The organism is Tabrizicola piscis (assembly GCF_003940805.1).
Classification (GTDB): Bacteria; Pseudomonadota; Alphaproteobacteria; order Rhodobacterales; family Rhodobacteraceae; genus Tabrizicola; species Tabrizicola piscis.
The window spans coordinates 2692853-2718671 of the sequence record NZ_CP034328.1 but is presented as its reverse complement, the minus strand read 5'-3'; the positions used below and the strand labels follow the sequence as shown (position 1 = coordinate 2718671).

The window sequence follows — 25819 nt, the reverse complement described above, 5'->3', positions numbered from 1 at the left end:
CAGGGCGCTTCACGCGAAGTCTTTGGCGAAAGCGTCAAGTTCCGCGCGGACTGCTTTTTCCAAATCACCCGCAACCTTGCGGTCGTTCTTGGTGATGTCTTCCAAAAGCGCCTTGCCGGTGGTGCGCAGGTGCTTGAGCAAGCCCTCCTCGAACCGGCCCACGTCCTTGACGGCGATCTTGTCCAGATAGCCGCTGGTGCCCGCATAGATCACGCAGACGATTTCCGCGTTGGTCAGCGGCGCGTACTGCTTTTGCTTCATCAGTTCGGTCAGGCGCGAGCCACGGTTCAGAAGCGCCTGGGTCGAGGCGTCAAGGTCCGACCCGAACTGCGCGAAAGCCGCCATTTCGCGGTACTGCGCAAGTTCCAGCTTCACCTTGCCGGCGACCGACTTCATCGCATTGGTCTGGGCGGATGAACCGACGCGCGACACCGACAGACCGGTGTTCACGGCAGGACGGACGCCCTGATAGAACAGTTCCGTCTCAAGGAAGATCTGCCCGTCGGTGATCGAGATCACGTTCGTCGGGATATAGGCCGACACGTCACCCGCCTGAGTTTCGATGATCGGCAGCGCGGTCAGCGAACCCGAGCCGAAATCGCCGTTCAGCTTGGCCGAACGCTCCAGCAGGCGGGAGTGGAGGTAGAACACGTCGCCCGGATAGGCTTCACGCCCCGGCGGACGGCGCAGGAGAAGTGACATCTGGCGGTAGGCCACAGCCTGCTTGGACAGGTCATCATAGATGATCAGCGCATGGCGGCCGTTGTCGCGGAAGAATTCCGCCATCGCGGTTGCCGAATAGGGCGCCAAGAACTGCATCGGCGCCGGGTCCGAAGCGGTGGCGGCCACGACGATGGTGTAGGCAATCGCGCCGGTCTCTTCCAGCTTCTTCACGAGCTGGGCAACGGTGGACCGCTTCTGCCCGATGGCGACATAGATGCAGTACAGCTTCTTCGATTCGTCGGTGCCAGCGGCGTCATTGTACGCCTTCTGGTTCAGGATCGTGTCCAGAGCCACAGCGGTCTTGCCGGTCTGACGGTCGCCGATGATCAGTTCGCGCTGGCCACGGCCAACCGGGATCATCGCGTCGATGGCTTTCAGGCCGGTCGCCATCGGCTCATGCACCGATTTCCGCGGAATGATGCCCGGGGCCTTCACGTCGGCCACGCGGCGTTCGGATGCCTTGATCGGACCCTTGCCGTCGATCGGGTTGCCCAGACCGTCGACAACGCGGCCCAGAAGCTCGTTCCCAGCAGGCACGTCCACGATGGACTTGGTGCGCTTGACGGTGTCGCCTTCCTTGATGTCCTGGTCGGACCCGAAGATAACGATACCGACGTTGTCGACTTCCAGGTTCAGCGCCATCCCGCGGATGCCACCGGGGAATTCGACCATTTCGCCGGCCTGCACGTTGTCCAGGCCATGCACACGGGCAATCCCGTCACCGACCGACAGCACGCGGCCAACTTCGGCCACTTCGGCGTCCTTGCCGAAATTCTTGATCTGCTCTTTGAGGATCGCAGAGATCTCGGCAGCTTGAATTCCCATCACCCAACCTCTTTCATTGCATTCTGGAGCGCCGCGAGCTTCGCCTTGACCGACGTGTCGATCATGGTCGAGCCGAGCTTGACGACAAGACCGCCGATGAGGCTTTCATCGACAGTGGTTTTCAGTATCACGGTCTTGCCGACGCGGGCCTTCAGCGTCTCGGCAAGTTTCTTGGATTGTGCGGCTGTCAGCGCGCGTGCGGCGGTAACCTCGGCGGTCACTTCGCCTTTTTCGGTGGCAATCATCGCAGCAAGGCTGGTCAACAGCTGCGGCAGCACGAACAGACGGCGCTTTTCCGACATGAGGGCCAGCGTGTTGGCCAAAAGCGCGCTGATCCCCAGCTTCGTGCCCAACGCCTTGATCACGTTGCCCTGATCTTCACGGCTGACCACCGGCGAAGCAATCGCGGCGCGCAGGTCCGGGCTGACGGCAAGAGCGTCGGACAGGGCAGCGATATCGGCCTCAAGCGCCTTCAGGGCGCCGCCTTCCTTCGCCAGTTCGAACAATGCCGTCGCATAGCGTGTGGCAATGCCCAGAGAGATCGAAGCCGTTTCTGACACGTCAACCCTTCCGCTGTCTCTTGGCCCAGGGTCCGGTTGGACCGGGCCGCCTTGTCACACACGCCTCGAACGCATTCGGGGCGCAGATGCCTGTCTTCGCGGCGTCCTTAGCAGAGGCTTTAACACCCCGCAACCGGGTTGGACGCTCTTTCGTAAGGTGGAGTGGGGCAGAAGGTCGCTGCAGTGCGGAATGCTGTCAAAACCCCTGCGCCGGATGGCCGTCGACGGGTTGCGGCCGGGCATGCGCGCGGACCGCCCACGACCTGCAAGGCCCGATCACAGGCCTTCAACAGACCGTCAGACGGCGATCAGGCGGATTGACCTTGCCTGTCGGTCGGCAGACCAGACAGCGGTCGGAAAATTTCCGGCACGGAATGGAGAAGACGATGACCCAACTTACCCGCCGCAGAGCCCTATCTCTTGGCTTGGTTGGCGCAGGCGCAATGCTTCTGCCCGCCACCGCCCGGTCCCAGACCTCGGACGACGTCATCGGCACGGTGCGCAACAACGTCTCCAGTTTCCAGATGCAGAACTGGCGCGACCATTTCGAAAGCCTGGGCAAAGGCGCAATCGTGGCCGACACCGTGTCACGCGCGCTGCACTACTGGAGCGGCGATGAAACCACCTACCGCATCTTCCCGACTTCGGTCCCGATCTCGGACGAGTTGACCAAGCGCGGTTACACTGAAATCGTGCGCAAGAAGGAAGGCCCGTCCTGGACGCCGACAGCATCGCAGATGGAACGCTACCCGGATTGGAAGCCCATCGGCCCCGGCCCGGAGAACCCGCTTGGCACCCATGCGATGTATCTGTCCTGGCCCGCCTACATCATCCACGGCACCCATGACACGCGCAAGATCGGACGGCGGTCGTCGGATGGCTGCATCGGGCTTTACAACGAAAACATCTCCGAGCTTTTCGCGCTTTGCCCGGTTGGCACGCAAGTCCGGGTGATCTGAAACCCAGTCAGCCCCGCGTCGGCGCCGGAACCGATGCGGGCTGTCCGATCCCCTCAAGCACTTTCAGCGGGCGCTTCACTGCCGCCCCCAGACCGCCGCGCGTCGGGGCGTAGACCTGCTTTGACGCCTCGACCATCAGCACGCCGCCCACCAGCCAAGGCATCTTGCGACCGATCGCCTCCCAGAAGTCGGCGGTGCGCAACCAGAACCGGGTGGATGCAGGGGGCGCAAACAGGACCGATTGGCTCCGTTCGGGGGTAAAGCCGTGGCGTTTCAGCTGGGCTTCCAGCTGCGCCACCGAATAGGGGCGACCGAACCCGAACGGCGTGGCATCGCTGCGCGCCCAAAGGCCCGACCGGTTCGGCACGATCACCAGCGCCCGCCCGCCAGGACCCAGCACCCGCCCCGCTTCCTCCAGCACCGCCGAGGGGTTTTCCGAGGTTTCCAACCCGTGCATCAGGACCAGCCGGTCGGCAAGCCCGGTCGCGACCGGCCATGCCGTATCCTCGCACAGGACACTGACGTTCTCCATTCCGGCGGGCCATGGCATCACGCCTTGTGGTCCCGGCATCAGGCCGATCACCCGCCGCGAGTCTGCAAGGTAGGGCCGCAACAACGGGACCGCGAAGCCAAAGCCCACCACAGTCTGACCGGGACCGGGCGGCCAGTGCTTGACCACCTGGTCCCGGATCGCCCGCTGCGCCACCCGGCCCAGAGCCGTGCGGTAGTAGAAGTTTCTCAGGTCCAGCACATCAAGGTGCATTGCGATCCTTCATCTGGCGGTCAATCCTGCGGGCATCATAGCCGGGAAAAGATTGAAGACCATGTCCCTTGAACTTGTGACCATCCCCTGCCGCACGGACAACTATGCCTACCTTGTCCACGATGCGGCCTCGGGCCAGACCGCGGTGATCGACGTCCCCGACGCCGCCCCCATCCTTGCAGCACTGAAATCCCGTGGCTGGCAGCTGTCAGATATCCTGATCACCCACCACCATGATGACCACATCTCTGGCGTCGAAACGCTGCGTGCCGCGACCGGGGCCATGGTCCTTGGCGCCGTCGCCGACGCCCATCGCCTGCCACCGCTTGACTATGCGCTGACCGAAGCCGCCAGCTTTGCCATCGGAACGGAAAAGGTCCGCGTGATCGACGTTCCCGGCCACACCATCGGCCACATCGCGTTCCACTTCCCCGACAGCGGCTATGCCTTCACCGCCGACAGCCTGATGTCCGGCGGCTGTGGCCGCCTGTTCGAAGGCACCCCCGCGCAGATGTACGCCAGCCTGCAGAAACTCGCAGCCCTGCCGCCAGAAACCCTCATCTGCTCGGGCCATGAATACACCGCCTCCAATCTCCGCTTCGCGGCGACCCTTGAACCCGGCAATGCGCAGCTTATGTCACGGGTTGAGGCCGTAGCCGCCCAGCGCGCCAAGGGCCTGCCCACCGTTCCCGTCCGGCTGCAGACCGAACTGGACACCAACCCCTTCCTGCGGGCCCATCTGCCCGCAGTGCAAGCGTCAGTCGGCCTGCCGGATGCCGACCCTGCCATTGTTTTCGCCGAAATCCGGGCCAGAAAAGACAGGTTTTAGGTCTACCGTATCACAAATGCCGTGATGACCACCGGGAAAGACCTGAACACAACAAATACCGCTTGAAGTGCGGCCAGGAAAACCGAACTTTAAGACTATGAGGCCACGGTCGGACCGGGTTCAAACCCCGCCGACCCGCAGGACAGGAGCACTGACGTGCCGTCTTTTTCGACAACGCTGGAACAAGCGATCCACGCCGCCTTGGCCCTTGCCAATTCGCGCCGTCACGAACTCGCGACGTTGGAGCATCTGCTCCTCTCGCTGATCGACGAACCTGATGCCGCGCGGGTCATGAAGGCCTGCTCGGTTGATCTTGATGAACTGCGCAAGACGCTGACCGATTTCATCGACGATGACCTGTCGACACTGGTAACGGATGTCGAAGGGTCTGAGGCTGTGCCAACCGCCGCCTTCCAGCGCGTCATCCAGCGCGCGGCGATCCACGTACAATCCAGTGGCCGCACTGAAGTGACCGGCGCGAACGTGCTGGTCGCGATCTTTGCCGAACGCGAATCCAACGCGGCCTATTTCCTGCAGGAACAGGACATGACCCGCTATGACGCGGTCAACTTCATCGCGCATGGCGTGGCGAAAGACCCGTCCTACGGCGAAGCCCGCCCGGTGCAGGGCGCCGATGAGCCGCATGAGACGCCAAAGGCCGAAGCGGGCGAGGCGAAGGAATCCGCCCTTTCCAAATACTGCGTCGACCTGAACGTGAAGGCCCGTAAAGGCGACGTTGACCCCCTCATCGGCCGCGAGTCTGAGGTGGAGCGGTGCATTCAGGTGCTCTGCCGCCGCCGCAAGAACAACCCGCTGCTGGTGGGTGACCCGGGCGTGGGCAAGACCGCCATCGCCGAAGGCTTGGCCCGCAAGATCGTGAATGGTGAGACGCCCGAAGTTCTGTCGAAGGCCACGATCTTCAGCCTCGACATGGGCGCGCTTCTGGCTGGCACCCGCTATCGCGGTGACTTCGAAGAACGCCTGAAAGCCGTGGTCAAAGAGATGGAGGATCACCCCGACGCGATCCTGTTCATCGACGAGATTCACACCGTGATCGGCGCTGGTGCGACCAGCGGCGGCGCGATGGATGCCTCGAACCTGCTGAAGCCCGCACTGCAGGGCGGCAAGCTGCGCTGCATGGGGTCGACCACCTACAAGGAATTCCGTCAGCACTTCGAAAAGGACCGGGCCCTTTCCCGGCGCTTCCAGAAGATCGACGTGAACGAACCTTCGGTGCCGGATGCGATCAAGATCCTGATGGGTCTGAAACCGCATTTCGAAGAACATCACGACCTGAAATACACCAACGACGCGATCAAATCGGCGGTGGAACTGGCCGCGCGCTATATCCATGACCGCAAATTGCCGGACAGCGCTATCGACGTCATTGACGAAGCCGGGGCCGCCCAGCACCTGCTGTCGGACAGCAAGCGCCGCAAGTCGCTGGGGGTGAAAGAGATTGAGGCTGTCGTGGCCAAGATCGCCCGCATCCCGCCGAAGACTGTGTCGAAGGACGATGCCGAAACCCTGCGCGACCTTGAGAAAACCCTCAAGCGCGTGGTGTTCGGTCAGGACAAGGCAGTGGAAGCGCTGTGCTCGGCCATCAAGCTGGCACGTGCGGGCCTGCGCGAACCGGAAAAGCCCATCGGCAACTACCTGTTCGCAGGGCCGACGGGTGTGGGCAAGACCGAGGTTGCCAAGCAGTTGGCGTCCAGCCTTGGGGTGGAACTGATCCGCTTCGACATGTCGGAATACATGGAGAAACATGCAGTCTCCCGCCTGATCGGCGCGCCGCCTGGCTATGTCGGCTTTGATCAGGGCGGCATGCTGACTGACGGTGTCGACCAGCACCCGCATTGCGTCCTTCTCCTCGACGAAATGGAAAAGGCGCACCCGGATGTCTACAACATCCTGCTGCAGGTCATGGACCACGGCAAGCTGACCGACCACAACGGCCGGACGGTGGATTTCCGCAATGTGATCCTGATCATGACCTCGAACGCGGGCGCCCGGGAACAGTCGCAGACCGCCATCGGTTTCGGCCGCGAACGTCGCACCGGCGAAGATACCGCCGCGATCGAACGCACGTTCACGCCGGAATTCCGCAACCGTCTGGATGCGGTGATCAGCTTCGCCCCGCTTGGCAAAGAGATCATCATGCAGGTGGTCGAGAAGTTCGTTCTGCAGCTTGAGGCACAGTTGATGGACCGCAACGTCCATATCGAACTGTCGCCCGAGGCGGCACATTGGCTGGGCGAAAAGGGCTATGATGACAAGATGGGCGCGCGCCCCCTTGGCCGCGTGATCCAGGAATACATCAAGAAGCCACTCGCCGAAGAACTGCTGTTCGGCAAGCTGGTCAAGGGCGGTGTGGTCAAGGTCAAGGTCAAGGATGGTGCCATCGTGCTTGACATCGAAGAGCCGGCGAAACCCCGGCTGACCGGGCAGAAACCGCCGCTTCTGACGGCAGAATGACAAGAAGGGGCCGGTGCAAACCGGCCCCTGTTCATTTACGCGGGGCGAAGGCCTGGATGGCGATGCCGATAGCCACGCCGATCCCGATGCCAAGCCCGATATCGTCGATTGCCACGCCAATGGCGGTACCAATCACGACACCAATGATCAGGCCATAGGGGTTCAAGACAGTCTCCTGCAGTGGACGCGCTGCCACTGGAAGAACGAATGCCGACCCCGCGGGTTCCGGCCAAGGCCGCTACCTTTCCGTCAGCTTCAACTCGATCCGCCGGTTCTGCGCACGCGCCTCTGGCGTATCTCCCTGCGCCACGGGCCGGTATTCGCCAAATCCGGTCGCGGCCATCCGGTCAGGGGGAAAGCCCAGTTCATCCTGCATGTAGCGCACGACGGACAAGGCACGCGCCTGACTAAGCTCCCAATTGTCGGCAAAGGCCCCGCCACCGGAAAGCGGCACATTGTCGGTATGGCCATCGACCCGGATGATCCAGTCGATTTCGGCCGGGATATTGGTGCGCACCTCGTCCAGAATACGCACGACCCCGGCAATCTGCTCTCGGCCTTCGGGGGCCAGATCGGCGGCCCCGGGGTTGAACAACACCTCGGACGAAAAGACAAAGCGGTCACCGACCACCCGCACCCCCTCACGACCGGCCAGAAGGCTTGACAGCTCGCCAAAGAACTCGGACCGGAAGCGCGCAAGGTCCTGGTTCTCCGCCGCCAGCCGCGCGGCCTCGGCGGCTTCCAGTTCGGCCCGGCGGCGCTGTTCCGACGCGACTTGCGCCAAGGCGGCGTTCAGTTCGGACCCAAGACTTTCCAGCTGCACCTGTGCGGCCTCGTCCCGCGCCTGCGATTCGTCCAGAACCGACTGCAGGCTGCCAAGCTGGCCACGCAGGGCGGCGATCTGCTGGTTCAAAAGCTCCACCTCGCGGGCGGCGGCAAGGGCCTTTTCCTGTTCCGCCAGCAGCGCTGTCTCGGCAACGGCAAGGGCTTGGTCCATTTCGCCTGCGCCGACCGCCTCCAGCCGCGCGGCGGCGAGGAGGGTCAGCGTTTCTTCAGCGCGCTTGCGTTCGGCTTCCAGCGCCAGCGTCATCGCGGTCAGTTCCGTATCGGCCCCGGCCAGCCGTTCCCGCAGCGCGGCCAGTGCTGCCGCGTCGGCCAGTCGGGCAGCCTCGGCCTCGTCAATCTCGGCCTCGGCTGCGGCCAGTGCGGCGACATCGGCATTGTTCTTCTGGCGCAGGTCGGCCAGCAGCGCCTCCAGCGCCTCGCGGCGGGCGGCGGCCAGGCGGGCGGCCTCGACACCTGCGTCGATCTCCTCCCGCGCTTGCGCAAGGGCCAGAGACATCGCCTCGGCCTCGCTGACCAGCCGCGCCTGTTCCGTTTCCAGCGCCGCAACCTCGCCGCGCGCGCTGTCGCGTTCCAGCAGCAGGGCCGCCACCTGAGCTTCGAAATCCGTGATCCGGCCCGTTGCCGCCGCCAGTTCTGCCTCGCGCGCCGAAAGGTCCTGACCAAGCGAGGCGATCAGCGACGCCTGCCGTTCCCCCTCGGCCAGCGCAGCCGCCAGTCCGGAGCGAAGCGTGGCAATCTCGCCCTCAAGACTGGTCGCGCGGGTCCGCTCCAGCCCCAGCGCGTTGGCCAGATCGGCCACCTGCGCGGACAGGGCATCAAGTTCCGTGTCCTGCGTCGTGATCTGGTCGCGCAGGACCGACTGCATCACGGTAAAGATGGTCAAGACGAACATCAGCACCATCAATAGCGTCGTCACCGCATCAACGAACCCCGGCCAGATGATCGAACTGTCACGGCGTCGGGCGCTTCGCATGGGTCAGCCCCGCCCGGTGCTGCGGCCAAGCTGGCGGATGGCGGCAGTAAGGGCAGCAATGTCGGTCTTGAGGTCAGCCAGCGTTTCCTGCCGACCCGCCGACATCTCCTCAAGGATGCGCAGAAGCTGCACGTCGATCGACCGCAGGCGCATCCGGCTTTCGGCATCTGGCCCGCCCGTATCCTCAGTCTTGGCGCTGGCACCCGATGCTAGCGCAGCGATCATCCTGTCCTGACCTTCGGCAATGCGGGTCAGCGTGGCGGCCTGGCCCTTTTCGGCATCGAACTGTTCGGAAAGACGCTCCAGCGCCCCGGCCAGATCGGCGATCCGCGCGTCGGTCTGCGACCGGCTGACCTCGGACTGCGCGTGAAGAAGCTGCAACTGTTCCATCTGCTCGGCCATGTGGTCGATCATCAGGCCCAGCGCGTTCTGGTCGCCCCCTTCGCCATCGCCCGCAAAGCCAAGCCGGGTGATGGAAGACAGCCATTCCTCCAGCTCGCGGGTGAAACGGTTCTGGCCGTGCCCGGCAAACAGCTCCAGCAGGCCAAGGACCAGCGATCCCGCCAACCCGAGAAGCGAGGAGGAGAACGCCGTCCCCATGCCGCCAAGCTGGCTTTCAAGCCCACCCATCAGCTTGCCGAACACGTCCAGCCCGCTTTCCCCTTCCTGTGGCGCAAGCGACCGGATGGTGTCCACCACTGCGGGAACGGTGGTGGCAAGACCCCAGAAGGTGCCCAGAAGGCCAAGGAAAACCAGCAGGTTGATCAGATAGCGGGTGATATCCCGCGCCTCGTCAATCCGCTGCACGACAGAATCCTGGATCGACCGTGAGGATGTGGCCGAGATCGACATCCGCGCCGTCCGCGACCGCAGCAGCGTGGCGAGCGATGCCAGCAACCGTGGCGGCGGGTCATTTTCCGCCCCCGGCGTGCCACGGACGAAGTTTTCGATCCAGAAGACGGATTGCGCCAGAATCCAGACCTGCCAGAAGCAGGTCAGCACGCCGACAAGAAAGACCAGCGCGATCAACCCGTTCAGCAGCGGATTGGTGCGCAGGATGTCGATGACCTGGCCATGAATCAGCCATGCACCTGCCCCCACCAGAAGGCAGACCAGCAGCATCGTGGTAATCGCCCGAATGGGTTGGCTGAAGGTCGTTCCAACCTCTGCCGCCCGCTGATCTGTCTGGGACATGCCTGCCCTCTGTTCCTGCCCTGGCCCGTAGACTAGCAGGCCAGCGCCATCTGCCAAGCAAAAGGAATGCGACAGGTCAGGTTCGCCGACGGACTTCCTGTGCCAGCCACTCCAGATCCGGGTCGGCGATGCCCAGTTCGGCCAGATGCGCGGCGGTTGACCATAGGTAATCGCGGTTCGGCCCGCGCCCCCCGACCGCGCCCGCGATGATTTGCGCCTGTTCGTCCATCGTCAGCCCGCCGCAGTACTGCATGTGGTCGGGGTCAATGACATAGGTCAGCGCGTCAAGCGGCCCTGTGTCGGTCTGGACCCGCAGGACCCGTTCAAGATAGGCCGAGGAAACGAGCTCGCGTTCCCGCAAGCCAGTCAGAGTGGCCGCTTCCGCCCCCGCAGCCACCCGAAAGGCAACCCCGGTACAAGTGGCCCCATCGGCCCGGTCCAGCGCCAGCACCAACCCCGGAGCCTGAGGCGTGCCGCGATGGTGGATCGACCGCATGCAAAAGCTGCGGTGCCAGCCGTCCACCCGCGCAATGCGCCGTTCCACCACCGGAAAGCCGGGATCCCAGATCAGCGACCCGTAGCCGAAGACCCAAAGTGGACCCTCCAAAAACGTTGGCGTGACTGGCTCTTGTTCCATTGGCCCTGTAAACACTGCTGATGTCGCAATGAAAAGGCCCGCCCGATGCGCAAGCTTTTGTTCCTTCTGGTCCTTGGTACGCTTTTGTGGTCGGGCTACTGGTTCGTCGGCTCCTCCGCCCTGCGGCAGGGGGCGGAACAGTGGTTTGCCGACCAGACCGCGCGCGGGATGACGGCGGAGAAATCGGCGTTGTCGGTCGTAGGCTTCCCCAACCGCTTCGATCTGACGGTCGAAGGGCTGCGGCTGGCCGACCCGCAAAGTGGTATCGGCTGGACAGCACCCTTTGCGCAGGTCTTCGCAATGACGTGGAAGCCATGGCACATCATCGCCGCCTTGCCGCCAGAACAGATGATCACCCTGCCGGATCAAGAAATCAGCGTCTCCTCCGAAGGATTGCGCGCCAGCTTCCGCTCGCGCCCGGCCACGGATGTGCCGCTGGTGGCGGTGATCGTGGAAAGCGGCGCGCTGCTCGCGACCTCCAGCCAGGGATGGACGACCGGGGCGGATCGAGCCGTCGCCTCGGTTCTGGCGGTCGAGGATCAGCCGAACGCCTATGACGTGGCATTGGACATTGCCGAACTGGCCCCCGACCCGGCAGAAATGGCGCGCCTGACGCTGGGGTCCGGGCTGCCGGTAACCATCGCCACGGTGCAGTTGCGGGCAAAGGCGAACCTGACCGCGCCGCTGGATCGCCACGCGGGCGAAACCCGGCCGCAACTGGCCGCACTGGACCTTGGTCAGGCGCTGGTCACCTGGGGCGACATGTCGGTGTCGGCCAGCGGCAGCATTGCCCCGGATCCTGCCGGCTTTGCCGCGGGCCGGATCGAAATTGCGGTGACCAAGTGGGAACATCTGGTGCCCGTTCTTGTCGCTGCGGGGGCGATCAAGCCGGAACTGTCCCAGACCGTACAGAACATGCTCGGTGCCCTCGCGAACGAAGGGGGGGATCCGGCCGTGCTCCGGCTGCCGCTCGTCCTGAATGAAGGCCGGATGTCGCTTGGCCCCCTGCCGCTTGGGCCTGCGCCGATGATGGTGGGGCCAACTGGGTAGCGACGGGTTAGCGGCAGAAGGCCCCGCCCGACCGGGCAGAGGTGTCGAAATGAAAGTGGTCTTCGTGATACCCGTCTGACCCCGGGCCAAGCGTGGTCTTGAAGATCCCGCAGGCCGCCTTGTAGATCCGGCGCAGGGTGCGGTTGTAATTGTCCTGCACCGTCAGCACCTTGCCATCCGACAACACGAAGGCCGAGATGTCGATGGCCCGACCCTTGCCATGTTCGCTGATCTTTGCGCCCTTCACGTTGTTCCGGCTGCGGCAGATGTAATGCGCGGCAATCCGAAGTTCGGACAACCTGCCGTCGAACGCGGGTTGCGCCACGTCCTGCACCCAGGTGTTCAACGCCTGCGCGACGCTGCAATCCACCGTCGCCGCCTGGCTTAGCCGCACTCCGGCGACCGAGGTGACCTTCACCGCCTCGGGCACGCCGCAGCCGCCGACCTTGGACCCGATCGGCGGAATCTCTTCGCCCTTGATTGATGCCACGCCGCAGACCGCCCCTTCCATTGAGGCCGCCTCGCGCTTCTTGCGACGCTTTTCCTTTCGGGTCGGCGGGGCGACAGCGGCCAGATCCACCTCTCCCTCCGCCTGGCTTGCCGACAGGTCCAGCCCCGGCGCGTTGGAGGCGGCACGCAAGCTGGCCAGCCGTTCCGCAAGCGCCGATGGCCGGGCCACAGGGCGCAACGAACTGGCAAGGACCGACCCTTCGACCGCCGGGTCAGGTGCCGCGACCGGGGGCGGGGTTTCAGCTCCAGTCGCCTCCTCCCCGTCAGGCACGGCGGCAGGGGCAACAGCCTCGGGGGCGGCTATCGCTGTCGACAGCCGAGGGTTTTCCAGCGGGCGGGGTGATCGGTCAACCACCGTCTGCCCCACCGCCATGCCAGCAAGGCAAAGAAGTCCCGCAGCAAGAACCAGCCGCACCGGATCAGACGCCCTTGGACGGCGGGCCAGCGCGGCCAAAATCCGGCACTGCGGTGTCCTGTCCAGCCTCGATGATCCCGCGCCGGATTTCCCGCGTGCGGGTGAAATAGGCGTGCAAATGCTCGCCATCCCCCATGCGGATCGCACGTTGCAGGCTGAACAGCTCTTCGGCAAAGCGACCAAGGATATCCAGCACGGCGTCCTTGTTGGTCAGGAACACATCGCGCCACATCGTCGGGTCGCTGGCGGCGATCCGCGTGAAATCCCGAAACCCGCTGGCGGAATACTTGATGACCTCCTGCGCCGAAACCCGGCGCATATGGTCCGCCACGCCAACCATCGTATAGGCAATCAGATGTGGTGTATGGCTGACTACGGCCAGAACCAGATCATGCCGGGCCACGTCCATCTCATCGACATTGGCGCCCATCGCTTCCAACAGGCTGCGCAGCCGGGCAAGAGCCACGGCATCGGTATCGGGCAGCGGCGTCAGAAGCCACCAGCGGTTCTGGAACAAGGTGGCAAAGCCCGACCGCGGACCTGAATATTCGGTCCCCGCCAGCGGATGACCTGGGATGAAATGCACGCCTTCCGGCAGGTGTGGCGCGACCGCATCCACAACCGCCTGCTTCACGGATCCCACATCGGTGACGACGGCCCCGGGCTTCAGATGTGGTGCGATCTCTGCGGCGATTGCCTCCATCGCCCCGACCGGCACGCACAAGACGACCAGATCAGCCCCCTGCACCGCCTCGGCCGCCGTCTCGGTCACCCGGTCACAGAACAGCGTCAACGCCACCGCCCGCGTCTCGGCCGACTTGGCGTGGCCCACAATCTCACCGACCAGCCCGCCCGCCCGCATCGCATGGGCCATGGACGAGGCGATCAGCCCAAGTCCGATCAGGGCGACGCGCTGATAGATTACCGGGCCGCTCACCTGACACCCTTGAACTGCGCCACCGCATGGGCGACCTGCCGACAGGACGATTCATCCCCGATGGTGATCCGCAGGCAATGCGGCAGCTTGTAGCCCGTCACCCGCCGCACGATCAGGCCCTGCGCGTTCAGGAAGGCATCACAAGCCTCGGCCTCTTCCCGGCTGGCAAAGCGGGCCAGAATGAAGTTCGCCATCGAAGTGTCCGACGGCACCCCAAGCTCGGCCAGCGCACCGGCAAGCCAGGTCCGCATCCGCGCATTCTCGGTCCGGCAGCGCACCAGATGATCCTGGTCGCGCACGGCCGCTTCGGCCACCTCAAGCTGCGTGGTGGACAGGTTGAACGGCCCCCGGATCCGGTTCAGCACATCGATGATATGCTTTGGCCCGTAGCCCCAACCGATGCGCAGACCGCCAAGCCCATAGATCTTGGAAAACGTCCGGGTCATCACGACATTGTCGCGCTGATCGACCAGTGCGGCACCGCCATCGTAGCCCTCGACATATTCCGCATAGGCCCCGTCCAGAACGAGGATCGCCTGCGGTGGCAGACTGGACGCCAGCCGCGCCACCTCGGCCGGGGAAACCATCGTACCGGTCGGGTTGTTCGGGTTGGCCAGGAACACCAGCTTCGTCCGACGGCTGCAGGCGGCCAGAATCGCATCGACATCCGCCGTCCGCTCCCGCTCCGGCACCTCAATCGGGGTCGCCCCGACAGCCATGGAAGAGATGCGGTACATCAGGAACCCGTGTTCAGTGAACACCACCTCATCCTTCGGCCCGGCATAGGCCTGGCAAAGGAAGGTGATGATCTCATCCGACCCCGCCCCGCAAATGATGCGGGCCGCGTCCAGCCCATGCACCTCGGCGATCGCGGTGCGCAGGGCGGCATGGTCGGTGACCGGGTAGCGGTGCAGGCTGTGAACCGTCCGGCCAAACGCCTCCTTCGCGCGGTCCGACGGACCGAAAGGGTTCTCGTTCGACGACAGCTTGACCACATTGGCAACGCCCGCCACATGCGCCTTGCCACCCTCATAAAGGGCGATGTCAAGAATGCCGGGCTGCGGCTTGATCTGATCGCTCATCCTGACCCCCGAAACGTGCAGGTTGTTTAGCTTTCCCGCGCGCCTAAGGCCAGAGGCTTCATCCCAGACGAAAGGTCGCAAACCGGCGCGGCTTCGCCGCACGTCTTTTGTCTCGCCTCTGCGCGCCGAAGCGGCGCGCAACCGGCTCGGTCCGTCGCCTCCGGCGGGAGTATTTGGAAAAGAGCAAATGCGCTTGCTCATTTCCAAATACTCTCAGGGGGTGTGGGGGCAGAATGCCCCCATGTACCCGAGCCGGTTGGCGCGCGTCTTCGCGCGCCAGAGGCGAGACAAAAGGACTTCGCGCGGAACGCGCTCTGTTTCCTAGGCCCGGATCAGACCGCGAGGAAGTTGGAGAACTGCCAAGGGTCGTCCTCGTCACGGTCCTCGGCAAAGCGGTTGATGCGGTGCGAAAGCGGCGTCCAGTCGGTGTAGTGACACTCGATCCTGCCCAGATAAGGGCGCTGGACGTCAAGGCAGCGGACGTGGTCCATCTCATCCGCCTCAACAAAACCCGCGCGCGGGTTCTCGGCTGCCCAGACCATCGCGGCCAGAACGGCGCTGGTCACCTGCATCCCGGTGGCGTTCTGATAGGGTGCCAGCCGCCGCGCCTCGTCACAGGACAGTCGCGAACCGTACCACATTGCCCCCTTGGCATGGCCGTAAAGCAAAACCCCCAGGTCATCGCCCCCCGCCACGATTTCGTCCACCGTCAGGATATGCTGCGCTTCGGCCAGTTTCCCGGCCCCATTGATTTCATGCAAGGACAGGATCGCGTCGTTGCTGGGGTGATAGGCATAATGGCAGGTAGGTCGATAGACGGCCCGGTCCCCCTCCCACACCGTGTAGTAGTCGGGAATCGACAACGCCTCGTTATGGGTGATGACAAAGCCGAACTGCGGTCCCACATCCGGGCACCAGGATCGCACCCGCGTATCCGCGCCGGGGCGGTCGATCCAGATCGCATAGCCCGGACCGTGGTCAAAGGCATGACCTTGCGGCGGCAGTGCCTTCTCATGCGTGCCCCAGCCGAGTTCGGCGGGCTGGTAGCCTTCCGACAGAAGTCCATCCACCGACCAGGTGTTGACGAACACCCCCGGCGGCTTGGCCCTTGCGCTGACTTGCGTGTCACGCTCGGCGATGTGGATGCCCTTGACGCCAAGCGTCTGCATCAGCGCCGCCCAATCCTCGCGCCCGACGGGGTTGGCGGCAACCCCGGTGTCCAAGGCCAGCCGCAACAGCGCCTCTTTCAGCAGCCAGCTGACCATGCCCGGATTGGCCCCGCAGCAGGACACCGCCGTCGGCCCCCCGACATAGGCCTTGCCCAAGGCGCGCACCTTCTCACGCAGGGGGTAGTTCGTCCTGTCCGCATTCGGCAAGGGCGATCCGAAGTAGAACCCCGGCCATGGCTCCACCACCGTGTCGAGGTATTGAACCCCCATCTCCTGCGCCAGCTTCATCAACTCGATCGAATCCACGTCCACCGACAGGTTCACGATCATGCCCCGGCCTTCGGGGAACAGGCTGCGCAGGACGTCGGCATAGTTGTCTGGCGTGAGCGCGCATTGCAGATGCCGGATGCCGTGGTCGCGCAGGATATGGGCGAAGTCACCCGAGGGTTCGATCACCGTGAACCGGTCCCGGTCAAAGCCGATGTGGCGTTCGATCAATGGCAGAGTGCCGCGACCGATCGACCCGAAACCGATCATCACCAGCGCGCCATCGATGCGCGCATGCACAGCCTGTGTCATGGGGTGTCTCCCTTATTTGTAAGACTTGGCCTGTAGCCAGTCCATCAACGCCATCAGGACGCCCGAGACGACGAAGGTCAGGTGGATGATCACCAGCCAATACATCTCGGTTTCGCCAAACTTGGTGGCGGTGTCGAGATCGCTGATCTCCATGAACCGTTTCAGCAGGTGGATCCCGGAAATCGCCACGATGGACGCGATCAGCTTCATCTTCAGGCCGCCGAAATCGACCTTGCCCATCCAGCCGGGCTTGTCCTCGCCGACCTCGAAGTCAAACTTCGACACAAAGCTCTCATAGCCCGAGAACATCACGATCAGCAGCAGGTTGGCTGCCAGTGTCAGGTCAATCAGGGTCAGCGCGACCAGGATCATCTGCTCGGCCGACAAGTCCAGAAGCTGCGGCAGGTAGTAGGCCAATTCCTTCAGGAAGATCACGGTCAGCATGCCCAGCGCAATGGCAAGCCCCAGATACATCGGCGCCATCAGCCAGCGGCTGGCAAACAACCCGCGTTCGAAGCGGGCTTCTACAGTGTTACGATCAGACGACATTCAAACCCCCCGTTCAGGTCCTTCCTTGCGCATACGCAGGCAAAGGCAAAATGAAAAGACCTTATGCCCGATGCGGGATTGACATGCAGGTATTTACCTGCATATTTTACCCCTCAGGGGGACAGGCATGGATCAGGACAAGGTGTTCAAGGCACTTGGGGATCCCACGCGCCGCCAGCTTCTGGATCTGCTGTGTGAACAGAACGGCCAGACGCTGGGCCAGCTATGCGCGCATCTGGGCATGGCGCGGCAGTCGGCGACCCAGCACCTTGACCTGCTGGAGGCGGCCAATCTGGTCTCCACCGTCCGCCGGGGCCGCGAAAAGCTCCACTTCATCAACCCCGTGCCCTTGCACGACATCTACGAACGCTGGGTCCGAAAATTCGAAATGCAGCGCCTGACCCTGCTGCACGATCTGAAACGCGAATTGGAAGGAAATCAGGAATGACCATTGAAAGAACAAGTTTCGTCTACGTCACCTTCATCTCCGCCGCGCCCGAAAAGGTGTTCGAGGCGATCACCAGCGCCGACATTTCCAGCCGCTACTGGGGGCACTCCAACGTCTCGGACTGGCAACCCGGCGCGCGGTGGGAGCATGTCCGCAACGAAAGCGGTGTGGCAGAACTGACGGGCCGCGTGGTCGAACACAGCCCGCCGTCAAAGCTGGTGATCTCTTGGGTAAACCGGTCCGAGGAAGCCGATCCCCAAGCCTACAGCCGCGTCACCTTTGACATCATCCCCTACGATGGCATGACCAAGCTGATCGTGACCCATGATGACCTGATCAAGGGCAGCGGGATGGAACAGGGCGTCAGCAAAGGCTGGCCCATCGTCTTGTCCAGCCTGAAAAGCTATCTTGAAACCGGCACTGGCCTGAACGTCTTTGCCAAGCCCAAGGCCGCGTGATGGAGGGCACCTTCACCGGCGGCTGCGGCTGCGGGGCCTTGCGCTATGCCCTGCCCGGCCCACCTGTCGAGCAGACCCATTGCCAATGCCGCGACTGCCAAAGGCGCAGCGGCACGGGTCATTCCTCCTGGCTGGTGTTCGCCTCAGTGGCTGACACGGCAATCACAGGCCCGGCCAGCCACTGGACCGCAACCGGCGACGGCGGCACGGAAAAACGCCACGCCTTCTGCCCAACCTGCGGCACGCCAGTCTACATGGCCTTCCCGGCGATGCCCGGCATCATCGCCATCACCGCTGCCAGCCTTGACGACCCCGCCCGCTTCCAGCCCCGGCATGTCACCTGGACCCGCGCCGCCCAACCTTGGGACAGCATGCCCTCTGGCCTGAGCGCCCATGCCCAGATGCCACCGGGCTGACCCAAACAAAAAGGCCCGCCAAACCGGCGGGCCTTCGCAGTGCTTCAAGGCACTTTAGTTCTTGGCGTAGTATTCGACGACCAGGTTCGGTTCCATCTGCACCGGATACGGCACATCGCCGAGGCCCGGGGTGCGCACGAACTTGACCACCATCTTGTTGTGGTCGACTTCCAGGTAATCCGGTACGTCCCGCTCGGTCAAAGCGATGGCTTCCAGGATCAGACCCATCTGGCGCGACTTTTCGCGGACCGAGATGACGTCACCTTCTGCCACGCGGTAAGACGCGATGTTCACGCGCTTGCCGTTGACCAGAACGTGGCCATGGTTGACGAACTGACGCGCGGCGAAGATCGTCGGCACCAGCTTGGCGCGGTAGACAACCGCATCCAGACGGCGCTCCAAGAGGCCAACCAGCATCTCGCCGGTGTCGCCCTTCACGCGCTCCGCTTCGCCATAGATCTTGCGGAACTGCTTTTCGGTCAGGTCGCCGTAATAGCCCTTGAGCTTCTGCTTGGCGCGCAGCTGCGTCCCGAAGTCGGACAGCTTGTTCTTGCGGCGCTGGCCGTGCTGGCCGGGGCCATATTCACGCTTGTTCACCGGGGATTTCGGACGGCCCCAGATGTTTTCGCCCATCCGGCGGTCAATCTTGTACTTGGCAGAGGTGCGTTTGGTCACCGCTGATCTCCTTCATAAGGTCACGAAGGGCGTTGTCCTTTCCCCGGATGTAGTCCGGGGCGACAGGCATCCCCTTGCGAGGGCCACCAACACCAATGAAAAGCCCCGGAATCTCTTCCGGGACTTGGGCGGGTTATACAGGTGGCACCGGGGGTGTCAACACCACCCTCACCAGCATAGGTCGGGGCCCGCACCGACTCCGCAAGGTGCGCTACAACGCACTTCCCCCGTAGGTCGGGCTTCAGCCCGACTCCCTCTACCCGCCCACCACCCAAAACAACAGAGGGCCGCGCCCTCCCGGGCGGGGGGTAAGCGACCAGAAATCCTCCAGTGGAGGATTTCCGCGAAAAACGCCCGGCCCGTGGCCGGGCAGTGGGGAGGGCGCGGCCCGGCGGGCTTACACCCATTATTCCGGGCAAAGGCAGCTAGCGTGATTGCCAAGCGGGTCTCTTCCGCAGGTGGTAAGAGGCAATGACAGATCAAATCACTGCAGGTATGGTTCTGTCTACCATGTAGCACTCCGTGAAATCGAGAATGTATACTGTCCTGATTGATGAAGCTGGTGATGTTGGCCTCAAGGATGTCAAGCCGGATCCGAGCCATGGGCCGACGCAATACTTCTGCGCCTGCGCAACTATCATTGATGAAGACAACAGGCGTCAAATCGAGGAAACTCTCGCAGCCTTGCCATTTTTCGATGAGATCCTCCATGCAAACAGGCTCGGTCACTTCGAGAAAATACTGCTGGCAAGAACGATTTCCAAAATGCCAGTCGGAATGTTCGGGTTGATTTCAAACAAGTTAAGTCTTCTTAAGTACCTTCCGGACGCTAGCAAGACACCTACACACTTCTACAACAAGTGTCTTCAGTACTTGCTTGAGAAGGTTGGCGATGCGCTTGGAAAGTTCGGCATTCCTGCCAGCGAGGTAAGAATTCGGTTGGAAGCTAGGGCGCAAAGATATAGCTCCCTTCTTTCGTTCATCGACTCAATCCAGAAAAACCCGCTCGACCATAGGGCGGTTGCGCTACGCAATATCGACAGGTTCTCTATCACAGCCGTGAAAAAGACAGATGATGCCTGCATGCCAATCAGCGACTTTGGCGCACATGCTCTCTTTAGTACCGTGCGACGCGATGCCAGAGCATTTGGGCTTTCCGAACCTAGATATCTTTACGAATGCAAAGACAGATTCTTGGCCGGAAAGGACGGAAGCATCGTTGGGCATGGAATCAAGGCAATTCATTCTCTTCAAGACTTGACACTTCCCGGTGAGACCGCTGCATTCTTTCAAGAGCTACGGAATTCGAAGCGTGATTATTGGAGGCTCTAATGGAGTGACCCCGTCATTTATGCAATTGGTTCGAAAAGGTTTCTGACAAACATCTTCCAGTCTCCATCGATGGCTCGTCAGTCCCATCCAAGCAAAGGGCGCAAGAAAAGCAAATTTACCTCCTTAACAAACCCCTAACGCCCACAGCTAACCCATTGGAATCCTTGCGGCTACCACCTGTCCCTGCCCGGGACACCCCTTAGCCGTTCACATCCACCACCACCCGGCCCTGCACCTCGCCCTTCAGGATTGCCGCCCCCAAGGCTGGCAGGTCCGACAGCACCGCAGGCTTCACCATCGCCTCAAGCTTCGCCATCGGCAGATCGGTCACAAGACGCTCCCACGCGCGCATCCGGTCGGCATAGGGTTTGCTCACGCTGTCGATCCCCAACAGGTTCACACCCCGCAGCAGGAACGGGATCACACTGGCAGGCAGCGAAGCCCCCCCAGCGAGCCCAACCGCCGCGACCGAGCCGCCGTATTTCATCTGCCCCAGCACCCGCGCCAGCATCGCGCCGCCCACGGCATCGACACAACCGGCCCAGGTCTCGGCCTCCAGCGGTCGCTTGACCGTCTCGGCCAGGTCCGACCGCGCCACGATCCGCGATGCCCCAAGGTCGCGCAGATAGGCTTCCGTCTCGGGCCGCCCGGTCACTGCCGCCACCTGATAGCCCAGCCCCGCCAGAATGGCGACCGCAACCGACCCCACGCCCCCGGCAGCACCGGTCACCAGCACCTCACCCTTCGCCGGGGTCAGCCCGTGATCCTCCAGCGCCAGCACCGCAAGCATCGCCGTGAACCCGGCCGTTCCCACTGCCATCGCCTGCCGCGTGGTCAGGCCGCCGGGCAGCGGCACCAGCCAATCCGCCTTGACCCGCGCCTTCTGAGCATAGCCGCCCCAATGCACCTCACCCACGCGCCAGCCGGTCAGCACTACCTTGTCGCCGGGCTTGTAGCGGCTGTCCGAGGACGCCTCGACCGTCCCCGCAAAGTCGATCCCCGCAACATGCGGCCACGCCCGCACGATCCCCCCGCCATTGGCCGACAGCGCCAGCCCGTCCTTGTAGTTCAGCGTCGAATATTCGACCGCCACGGTCACATCGCCCACCGGCAGCGCGCTTTCGTCCAGCTCCCGGACTTGCGCCACGGCAGCATCGCCTTCCTTCTCCAACACCAGCGCACGGAACATCTTCGCCTCCCCCAATTTGATCGGGCCCAGTCGGCCCGGCCAAAGCCGGATTGTCAACCCGACCCGCCTGCCGCACTGTGCCCAGAGCAGGAGAAGCGTCATGACAAAAGAACACATCGGCTTTGCAGGTCTGGGCCTCATGGGCCACGGCATGGCGAAGAACATCGTCGAGAAGGGCTATCCCCTGACCGTCACCGCCCACCGCAACCGCGCGCCGGTGGAGGACCTGCTGACACGGGGCGCTGTCGAGGGCAGTCTGGAAACCCTTGCCAGCCACTCCACCATCATCTTCCTCACCCTGCCCGGCTCGCCCGAGGTGGCCGAGGCTGTCGCGCGGATGTCACCCCACCTGCGACCAGGAACGGTGATCGTCGATTGCTCCACCTCTGATCCCACCGTCACCGAACGCCTCGCCGCCGACCTGGCCGCCAAAGGCGTGCACTTCGCCGACGCCCCCCTGTCCCGCACTCCGAAAGAAGCGTGGGAGGGCACGCTTGACTGCATGGTAGGCGCAACGGATGAGGTTTTCGCCCGCATAAAGCCCGTCATTGCCACTTGGGCGGGCAAGATCGTCCACATCGGCGGGGTCGGCGACGGCCACCGGATGAAGCTGTTGAACAACTTCCTCTCCCTCGGCTACGCCGCGATCTACGCCGAAGCGCTGGCTTTGGCATCAAAGGTCGGCATCTCCACCGCCACCTTCGACTCTGTGATCCGTGGCGGTCGCATGGACTGCGGCTTCTACCAGACCTTCATGGGCTACGCTCTGGACGGCAACCGCGAGGCCCACCGCTTCACCCTGACCAACGCCTACAAGGACCTGCGCTACGTGGAGTCGATGGCCAACGCCGCCACCGTCACCACCACGATGGCAAGCGCCGCGAAGAACAGCTTCGCCGGGGCGATGGCGCAGGGCGGCGCGGGGCCAGAGGACTATGTGCCGCATCTGGTGGATTTTGTGGGCCGGGCGAATGGGGTGAAATAGGCCACAGCCTGATCTGGCAGGGGCCATCGCCCCTGCCACTCTCCACGCTAAGCCAAAGGGACCGGGCGGAGGCCCAAAGCCTCCGTCCAGCCCCCGCCCGCCCCTCGGCGGGGGCTTCTCCCCCGCCCGGGCGGGGGCCGGACGGTGTTGTGCTTGATTGAACCGGTCTTGCGTCACCGTGGTGCAAGAGCGCGGGGAAAGGCAGTGCCTTTCCTTCTCCGCGCTTACGGTGGCGGGGCCAGAGGAGTATGTGGCACAACTGTCGGACTTCGTCGCACGGGGGAATGGGGTGGAGTAATCTCTTTACGTCGGTCCGCAGAGTTCGGGCGAAGATGTTTCCGGGTGCCCGCATGCGAGGTCTCGCACGACTTCGAACCAAAGTACCGTGGCGATACTGTCGGGCTGTTGTCTCTGTATTGCTTCGAAAAGCGGCGCCACACGGGGCAACGCAACGTCGCGGGGGAACGCAATTCCTTGGTCAATTCGCGCCTCAGCCGCATTAAGCAACGCCGCTGAAAAGTCACGCTTGGCCGCATTATGATCCCCCGATGTTGCTCGGATAACTCCCCGCTCCAGCAGTAGCGGCGAGCGCTTTGCACGCTCCGTCGGGAAAAGATCAATCAGGGTTCCGGCCACGATCGAGGTATTGCAATATGCCAACTTCTTTGAGTCCGTCAGGGGCCTATCAACGCAGCCGCGAAAGGACAAACCTGCAATCATTGCCGAGATCCAGACAGCAAGAAAGCACGTCAAAGCCGCGATGATCACCCATTTGGGTATCTGCGGGCGGCTCTCAGAGGATAGGACTGTCATGGCTCTAGGCTAAGGACGCGCTCGGGGGCCCGCAATGTGCTTGGAGACGAAATTGGATCCTGCCGGCAGTCGCAGGGCCGGAGCCTGAGAACCGGTTCTTGAAAACCCTCACCCACACTTCGAATGCCCGCACGACCCGCAGGTCAAACACCCCTCCACCATCCGCAAATCATACGACCCACAGGCCGGGCACGACTTCCCCCGCGGGGCCTCTCCGACCCGCATCAACTCCGCCTTGGGGTCGGACTTCAGCCCCATCCCCTCGCCGTCGATGAAGCCGATGTCGATCAGGTGGCGCTCGATCACCCCGCCGATGGCCGCCAAAATCGACGGGATATACTTCCCCTCCATCCATGCCCCGCCGCGGGGGTCGAAGACCGCCTTCAACTCTTCCACCACAAAGGAAATATCCCCACCGCGCCGGAACACGGCCGAGATCATCCGGGTCAGGGCCACGGTCCAAGCGAAATGCTCCATGTTCTTGGAATTGATGAACACCTCAAACGGCCGCCGATGCCCGGCCGTCACGATATCGTTGATCGTGATGTACAGCGCGTGTTCCGACCCCGGCCATTTGACCTTGTAGGTCTGCCCCTCCAGCGCCGCTGGCCGGTCAAGCGGATGCGACAGATACACCACCTCACCCGAGGAAACCGCACCCCGGACTTGATCTGGGGCCTCCCCCGGCGCCTTGTCGGTGGCCTCGGACACCGTCAGCACCGACCCCGTCACATCGTTCGGCCGATAGGTCGTGCAGCCTTTGCAGCCCTGATCCCAGGCGGCCATGTACACCTCTTTGAAATCGTCAAAGCTGATGTCCACCGGGCAGTTGATCGTCTTGGAAATCGAGGAATCCACCCAGCGCTGCGCCGCCGCCTGCATCCGCACATGGTCCAAGGGCGGCAGGGTCTGGGCGTTCACGAAATGGTCGGGCAAGGGCGCATCGCCAAACTTTTCGCGCCACAGCCGCACGGCGTAATCGACAACCTCTTCCTCAGTCCGGCTTCCGTCCTTCTGCAACACCTTGCGCGTGTAGGCATAGGCGAACACCGGCTCGATCCCCGAACTGACATTCCCTGCGTAAAGCGAAATCGTCCCCGTCGGCGCCACGGACGTCAAAAGCGCATTGCGGATGCCGTGGGCACGGACCGCCTCGCGCACATCCGCGTCCATCCCGGCCATATTGCCCGACGCCAGATACCCCTCGGCGTCGAACAGGGGAAACGCGCCCTTCTCCTTGGCCAGATCGACTGATGCCAGATAGGCCGACCGCGCGATCTTGTGCATCCACATCTCGGTCACCTGCGCGGCCTCCTCCGACCCATAGCGCAGCCCGACCATCAGAAGCGCATCCGCAAGGCCGGTGACCCCAAGGCCGATCCGCCGCTTGGCCTTGGCCTCGGCAGCCTGCTCGGGCAGGGGGAAGCGGCTGGCATCCACCACATTGTCCATCGCCCGCACGGCCACCCGCACCAGATGGTCCAGCGCCGCCATGTCCATGCTGGACCCCGCCTCGAACGCATCCGTCACCAGCGTCGCCAGATTGATCGACCCCAGCAGGCAGGCCCCATAGGGCGGCAGCGGCTGCTCGCCGCAGGGGTTCGTGGCGGCAATCGTCTCGACATAGCCAAGGTTGTTCGTCGCATTGATCCGGTCGATGAAGATCACCCCGGGTTCGGCGAAATCGAAGGTGGATCGCATGATCCGGTTCCACAGATCGCGCGCCTGCACGGTGCGGTAGACCTTGTCACCGAACACCAACTCCCACGGCCCGTCCGCCTTGACCGCCGCCATGAACGGATCGGTCACCAGCACCGAAAGGTTGAACATCCGCAGCCGGGCCGGGTCTTTCTTCGCCTCGATGAACGCCTCAATGTCCGGATGGTCGCAGCGCATCGTCGCCATCATCGCGCCCCGGCGGCTGCCCGCCGACATGATCGTGCGGCACATCGCATCCCAGACATCCATGAAGGACAGCGGACCTGACGCATCCGCCGCCACCCCCTTCACCTCGGCCCCGCGCGGGCGGATGGTGCTGAAATCATAGCCGATCCCGCCGCCCTGCTGCATCGTCAGCGCGGCCTCTTTCAGGCCGGTGAAGATACCCTCCATCGTGTCCGGGATCGTGCCCATGACGAAACAGTTGAACAGGGTGACCGACCGCCCCGTTCCCGCCCCGGCCGTGATCCGCCCCGCAGGCAGGAACCGGAACCCTTCCAGCGCCGCGTAGAACTCCGCCTCCCACTTGGCGGGTTCGGCCTCCACCTCGGCCAAGGCGCGGGCGATCCGGCGCCAGGTATCCTCCACCGTGCCATCCAGCGCCGTCCCATCCGCCGCCTTGAAGCGGTACTTCATGTCCCAGATGGCTTCGGCAATGGGGGCTTGGAATCGCGACATGGGGCGAAGGGTCCTTCGTTCAGGGGTATTG

General features: G+C 63.4%; 25 protein-coding genes. 9 read left to right on the top strand and 16 right to left on the bottom strand.

Annotated elements, in window-relative coordinates:
• Positions 1 to 9: 9 nt before the first annotated feature.
• Together atpA and EI545_RS13270 are read right to left on the bottom strand one after the other, a co-directional pair.
• Positions 10 to 1548 (bottom strand): F0F1 ATP synthase subunit alpha, encoded by a 1539-nt coding sequence (atpA, locus tag EI545_RS13275; protein WP_125325914.1) that lies wholly within the window; start codon positions 1546 to 1548, stop codon positions 10 to 12.
• Positions 1548 to 2108, bottom strand: coding sequence for a F0F1 ATP synthase subunit delta (locus tag EI545_RS13270; protein ID WP_125325913.1), 561 nt, complete (start codon positions 2106 to 2108; stop codon positions 1548 to 1550). Before EI545_RS13270 ends, atpA begins: the two co-directional genes overlap by 1 nt.
• A 386-nt stretch (positions 2109 to 2494) precedes the next feature.
• On the opposite strand from EI545_RS13270, the gene EI545_RS13265 reads away from it, so the two are divergent.
• Complete coding sequence (locus EI545_RS13265; RefSeq protein ID WP_125325912.1) at positions 2495 to 3067, top strand: L,D-transpeptidase; 573 nt, start codon at positions 2495 to 2497, stop codon at positions 3065 to 3067.
• Between the two features lie 7 nt (positions 3068 to 3074).
• Here the strand turns inward: EI545_RS13265 and EI545_RS13260 are convergent, their stop codons facing one another.
• Positions 3075 to 3830, bottom strand: a complete 756-nt coding sequence (locus EI545_RS13260) for a class I SAM-dependent methyltransferase (protein ID WP_125325911.1) — start codon at positions 3828 to 3830, stop codon at positions 3075 to 3077.
• Positions 3831 to 3891: 61 nt separating this feature from the next.
• On the opposite strand from EI545_RS13260, the gene gloB reads away from it, so the two are divergent.
• Both gloB and clpA read left to right on the top strand, forming a co-directional pair.
• Positions 3892 to 4659: a hydroxyacylglutathione hydrolase gene (gene gloB, locus EI545_RS13255; RefSeq protein ID WP_125325910.1), complete on the top strand. Its 768-nt coding sequence runs from the start codon at positions 3892 to 3894 to the stop codon at positions 4657 to 4659.
• A gap of 156 nt (positions 4660 to 4815) precedes the next feature.
• Positions 4816 to 7134, top strand: coding sequence for an ATP-dependent Clp protease ATP-binding subunit ClpA (gene clpA / locus EI545_RS13250; RefSeq protein WP_125325909.1), 2319 nt, complete (start codon positions 4816 to 4818; stop codon positions 7132 to 7134).
• Positions 7135 to 7165: 31 nt separating this feature from the next.
• Here clpA and EI545_RS21375 read toward each other — a convergent pair whose 3' ends face one another.
• The 4 genes from EI545_RS21375 to EI545_RS13235 form a co-directional block, all read right to left on the bottom strand.
• Entirely contained in the window at positions 7166 to 7330 is a 165-nt protein-coding gene (locus tag EI545_RS21375) for a glycine zipper domain-containing protein (RefSeq protein WP_164517161.1), read from the bottom strand.
• 42 nt (positions 7331 to 7372) lie between these two features.
• A complete protein-coding gene (locus tag EI545_RS13245) occupies positions 7373 to 8953 on the bottom strand; it encodes a peptidoglycan -binding protein (RefSeq protein ID WP_125325908.1) in 1581 nt (526 codons plus the stop codon).
• 3 nt (positions 8954 to 8956) lie between these two features.
• Positions 8957 to 10147: a biopolymer transporter ExbB gene (locus tag EI545_RS13240; RefSeq protein ID WP_125325907.1), complete on the bottom strand. Its 1191-nt coding sequence runs from the start codon at positions 10145 to 10147 to the stop codon at positions 8957 to 8959.
• A 76-nt stretch (positions 10148 to 10223) separates the two neighbouring features.
• A complete protein-coding gene (locus tag EI545_RS13235; RefSeq protein ID WP_125327490.1) occupies positions 10224 to 10754 on the bottom strand; it encodes a gamma-glutamylcyclotransferase in 531 nt (176 codons plus the stop codon).
• Positions 10755 to 10829: 75 nt separating this feature from the next.
• On the opposite strand from EI545_RS13235, the gene EI545_RS13230 reads away from it, so the two are divergent.
• Positions 10830 to 11834, top strand: coding sequence for a DUF2125 domain-containing protein (locus EI545_RS13230; RefSeq protein WP_125325906.1), 1005 nt, complete (start codon positions 10830 to 10832; stop codon positions 11832 to 11834).
• Positions 11835 to 11841: 7 nt separating this feature from the next.
• Here EI545_RS13230 and EI545_RS13225 read toward each other — a convergent pair whose 3' ends face one another.
• The 5 genes from EI545_RS13225 to EI545_RS13205 all read right to left on the bottom strand — a co-directional run bounded on the left by EI545_RS13225 (position 11842) and on the right by EI545_RS13205 (position 17075).
• The gene (locus EI545_RS13225; protein WP_164517295.1) at positions 11842 to 12717 is read right to left on the bottom strand and encodes an extensin-like domain-containing protein; all 876 of its coding nucleotides are present in this window, start codon (positions 12715 to 12717) and stop codon (positions 11842 to 11844) included.
• 46 nt (positions 12718 to 12763) lie between these two features.
• Positions 12764 to 13633: a prephenate/arogenate dehydrogenase family protein gene (locus tag EI545_RS13220; protein ID WP_245990371.1), complete on the bottom strand. Its 870-nt coding sequence runs from the start codon at positions 13631 to 13633 to the stop codon at positions 12764 to 12766.
• Between the two features lie 59 nt (positions 13634 to 13692).
• The gene (gene hisC, locus EI545_RS13215; protein WP_125325904.1) at positions 13693 to 14778 is read right to left on the bottom strand and encodes a histidinol-phosphate transaminase; all 1086 of its coding nucleotides are present in this window, start codon (positions 14776 to 14778) and stop codon (positions 13693 to 13695) included.
• A 332-nt stretch (positions 14779 to 15110) separates the two neighbouring features.
• On the bottom strand, positions 15111 to 16526 hold the full coding sequence (locus EI545_RS13210; RefSeq protein WP_125325903.1) for a homospermidine synthase: 1416 nt from the start codon (positions 16524 to 16526) through the stop codon (positions 15111 to 15113).
• Between the two features lie 12 nt (positions 16527 to 16538).
• Positions 16539 to 17075 (bottom strand): TIGR00645 family protein, encoded by a 537-nt coding sequence (locus EI545_RS13205; RefSeq protein ID WP_125325902.1) that lies wholly within the window; start codon positions 17073 to 17075, stop codon positions 16539 to 16541.
• Positions 17076 to 17202: 127 nt separating this feature from the next.
• On the opposite strand from EI545_RS13205, the gene EI545_RS13200 reads away from it, so the two are divergent.
• The 3 genes from EI545_RS13200 to EI545_RS13190 are packed head-to-tail and all read left to right on the top strand — an operon-like array spanning position 17203 to position 18397.
• On the top strand, positions 17203 to 17523 hold the full coding sequence (locus EI545_RS13200) for an ArsR/SmtB family transcription factor (RefSeq protein WP_125325901.1): 321 nt from the start codon (positions 17203 to 17205) through the stop codon (positions 17521 to 17523).
• Positions 17520 to 17981, top strand: coding sequence for an SRPBCC family protein (locus EI545_RS13195; protein ID WP_125325900.1), 462 nt, complete (start codon positions 17520 to 17522; stop codon positions 17979 to 17981). Before EI545_RS13200 ends, EI545_RS13195 begins: the two co-directional genes overlap by 4 nt.
• Entirely contained in the window at positions 17981 to 18397 is a 417-nt protein-coding gene (locus tag EI545_RS13190; RefSeq protein ID WP_125325899.1) for a GFA family protein, read from the top strand. Before EI545_RS13195 ends, EI545_RS13190 begins: the two co-directional genes overlap by 1 nt.
• A gap of 54 nt (positions 18398 to 18451) precedes the next feature.
• On the opposite strand, the gene rpsD is transcribed toward EI545_RS13190, so the two are convergent.
• A complete protein-coding gene (gene rpsD / locus EI545_RS13185; RefSeq protein ID WP_125325898.1) occupies positions 18452 to 19072 on the bottom strand; it encodes a 30S ribosomal protein S4 in 621 nt (206 codons plus the stop codon).
• Positions 19073 to 19606: 534 nt separating this feature from the next.
• On the opposite strand from rpsD, the gene EI545_RS13180 reads away from it, so the two are divergent.
• Positions 19607 to 20404: a DUF3800 domain-containing protein gene (locus tag EI545_RS13180; protein WP_125325897.1), complete on the top strand. Its 798-nt coding sequence runs from the start codon at positions 19607 to 19609 to the stop codon at positions 20402 to 20404.
• A 199-nt stretch (positions 20405 to 20603) separates the two neighbouring features.
• Here the strand turns inward: EI545_RS13180 and EI545_RS13175 are convergent, their stop codons facing one another.
• Entirely contained in the window at positions 20604 to 21593 is a 990-nt protein-coding gene (locus EI545_RS13175; protein WP_125325896.1) for an MDR family oxidoreductase, read from the bottom strand.
• Positions 21594 to 21693: 100 nt separating this feature from the next.
• On the opposite strand from EI545_RS13175, the gene EI545_RS13170 reads away from it, so the two are divergent.
• Positions 21694 to 22578 (top strand): NAD(P)-dependent oxidoreductase, encoded by an 885-nt coding sequence (locus tag EI545_RS13170; protein WP_125325895.1) that lies wholly within the window; start codon positions 21694 to 21696, stop codon positions 22576 to 22578.
• A gap of 303 nt (positions 22579 to 22881) precedes the next feature.
• Here the strand turns inward: EI545_RS13170 and EI545_RS13165 are convergent, their stop codons facing one another.
• Positions 22882 to 23391, bottom strand: coding sequence for a tetratricopeptide repeat protein (locus EI545_RS13165; protein WP_125325894.1), 510 nt, complete (start codon positions 23389 to 23391; stop codon positions 22882 to 22884).
• 108 nt (positions 23392 to 23499) lie between these two features.
• Positions 23500 to 25788: an adenosylcobalamin-dependent ribonucleoside-diphosphate reductase gene (locus tag EI545_RS13160; RefSeq protein WP_125325893.1), complete on the bottom strand. Its 2289-nt coding sequence runs from the start codon at positions 25786 to 25788 to the stop codon at positions 23500 to 23502.
• Positions 25789 to 25819 lie beyond the last annotated feature (31 nt).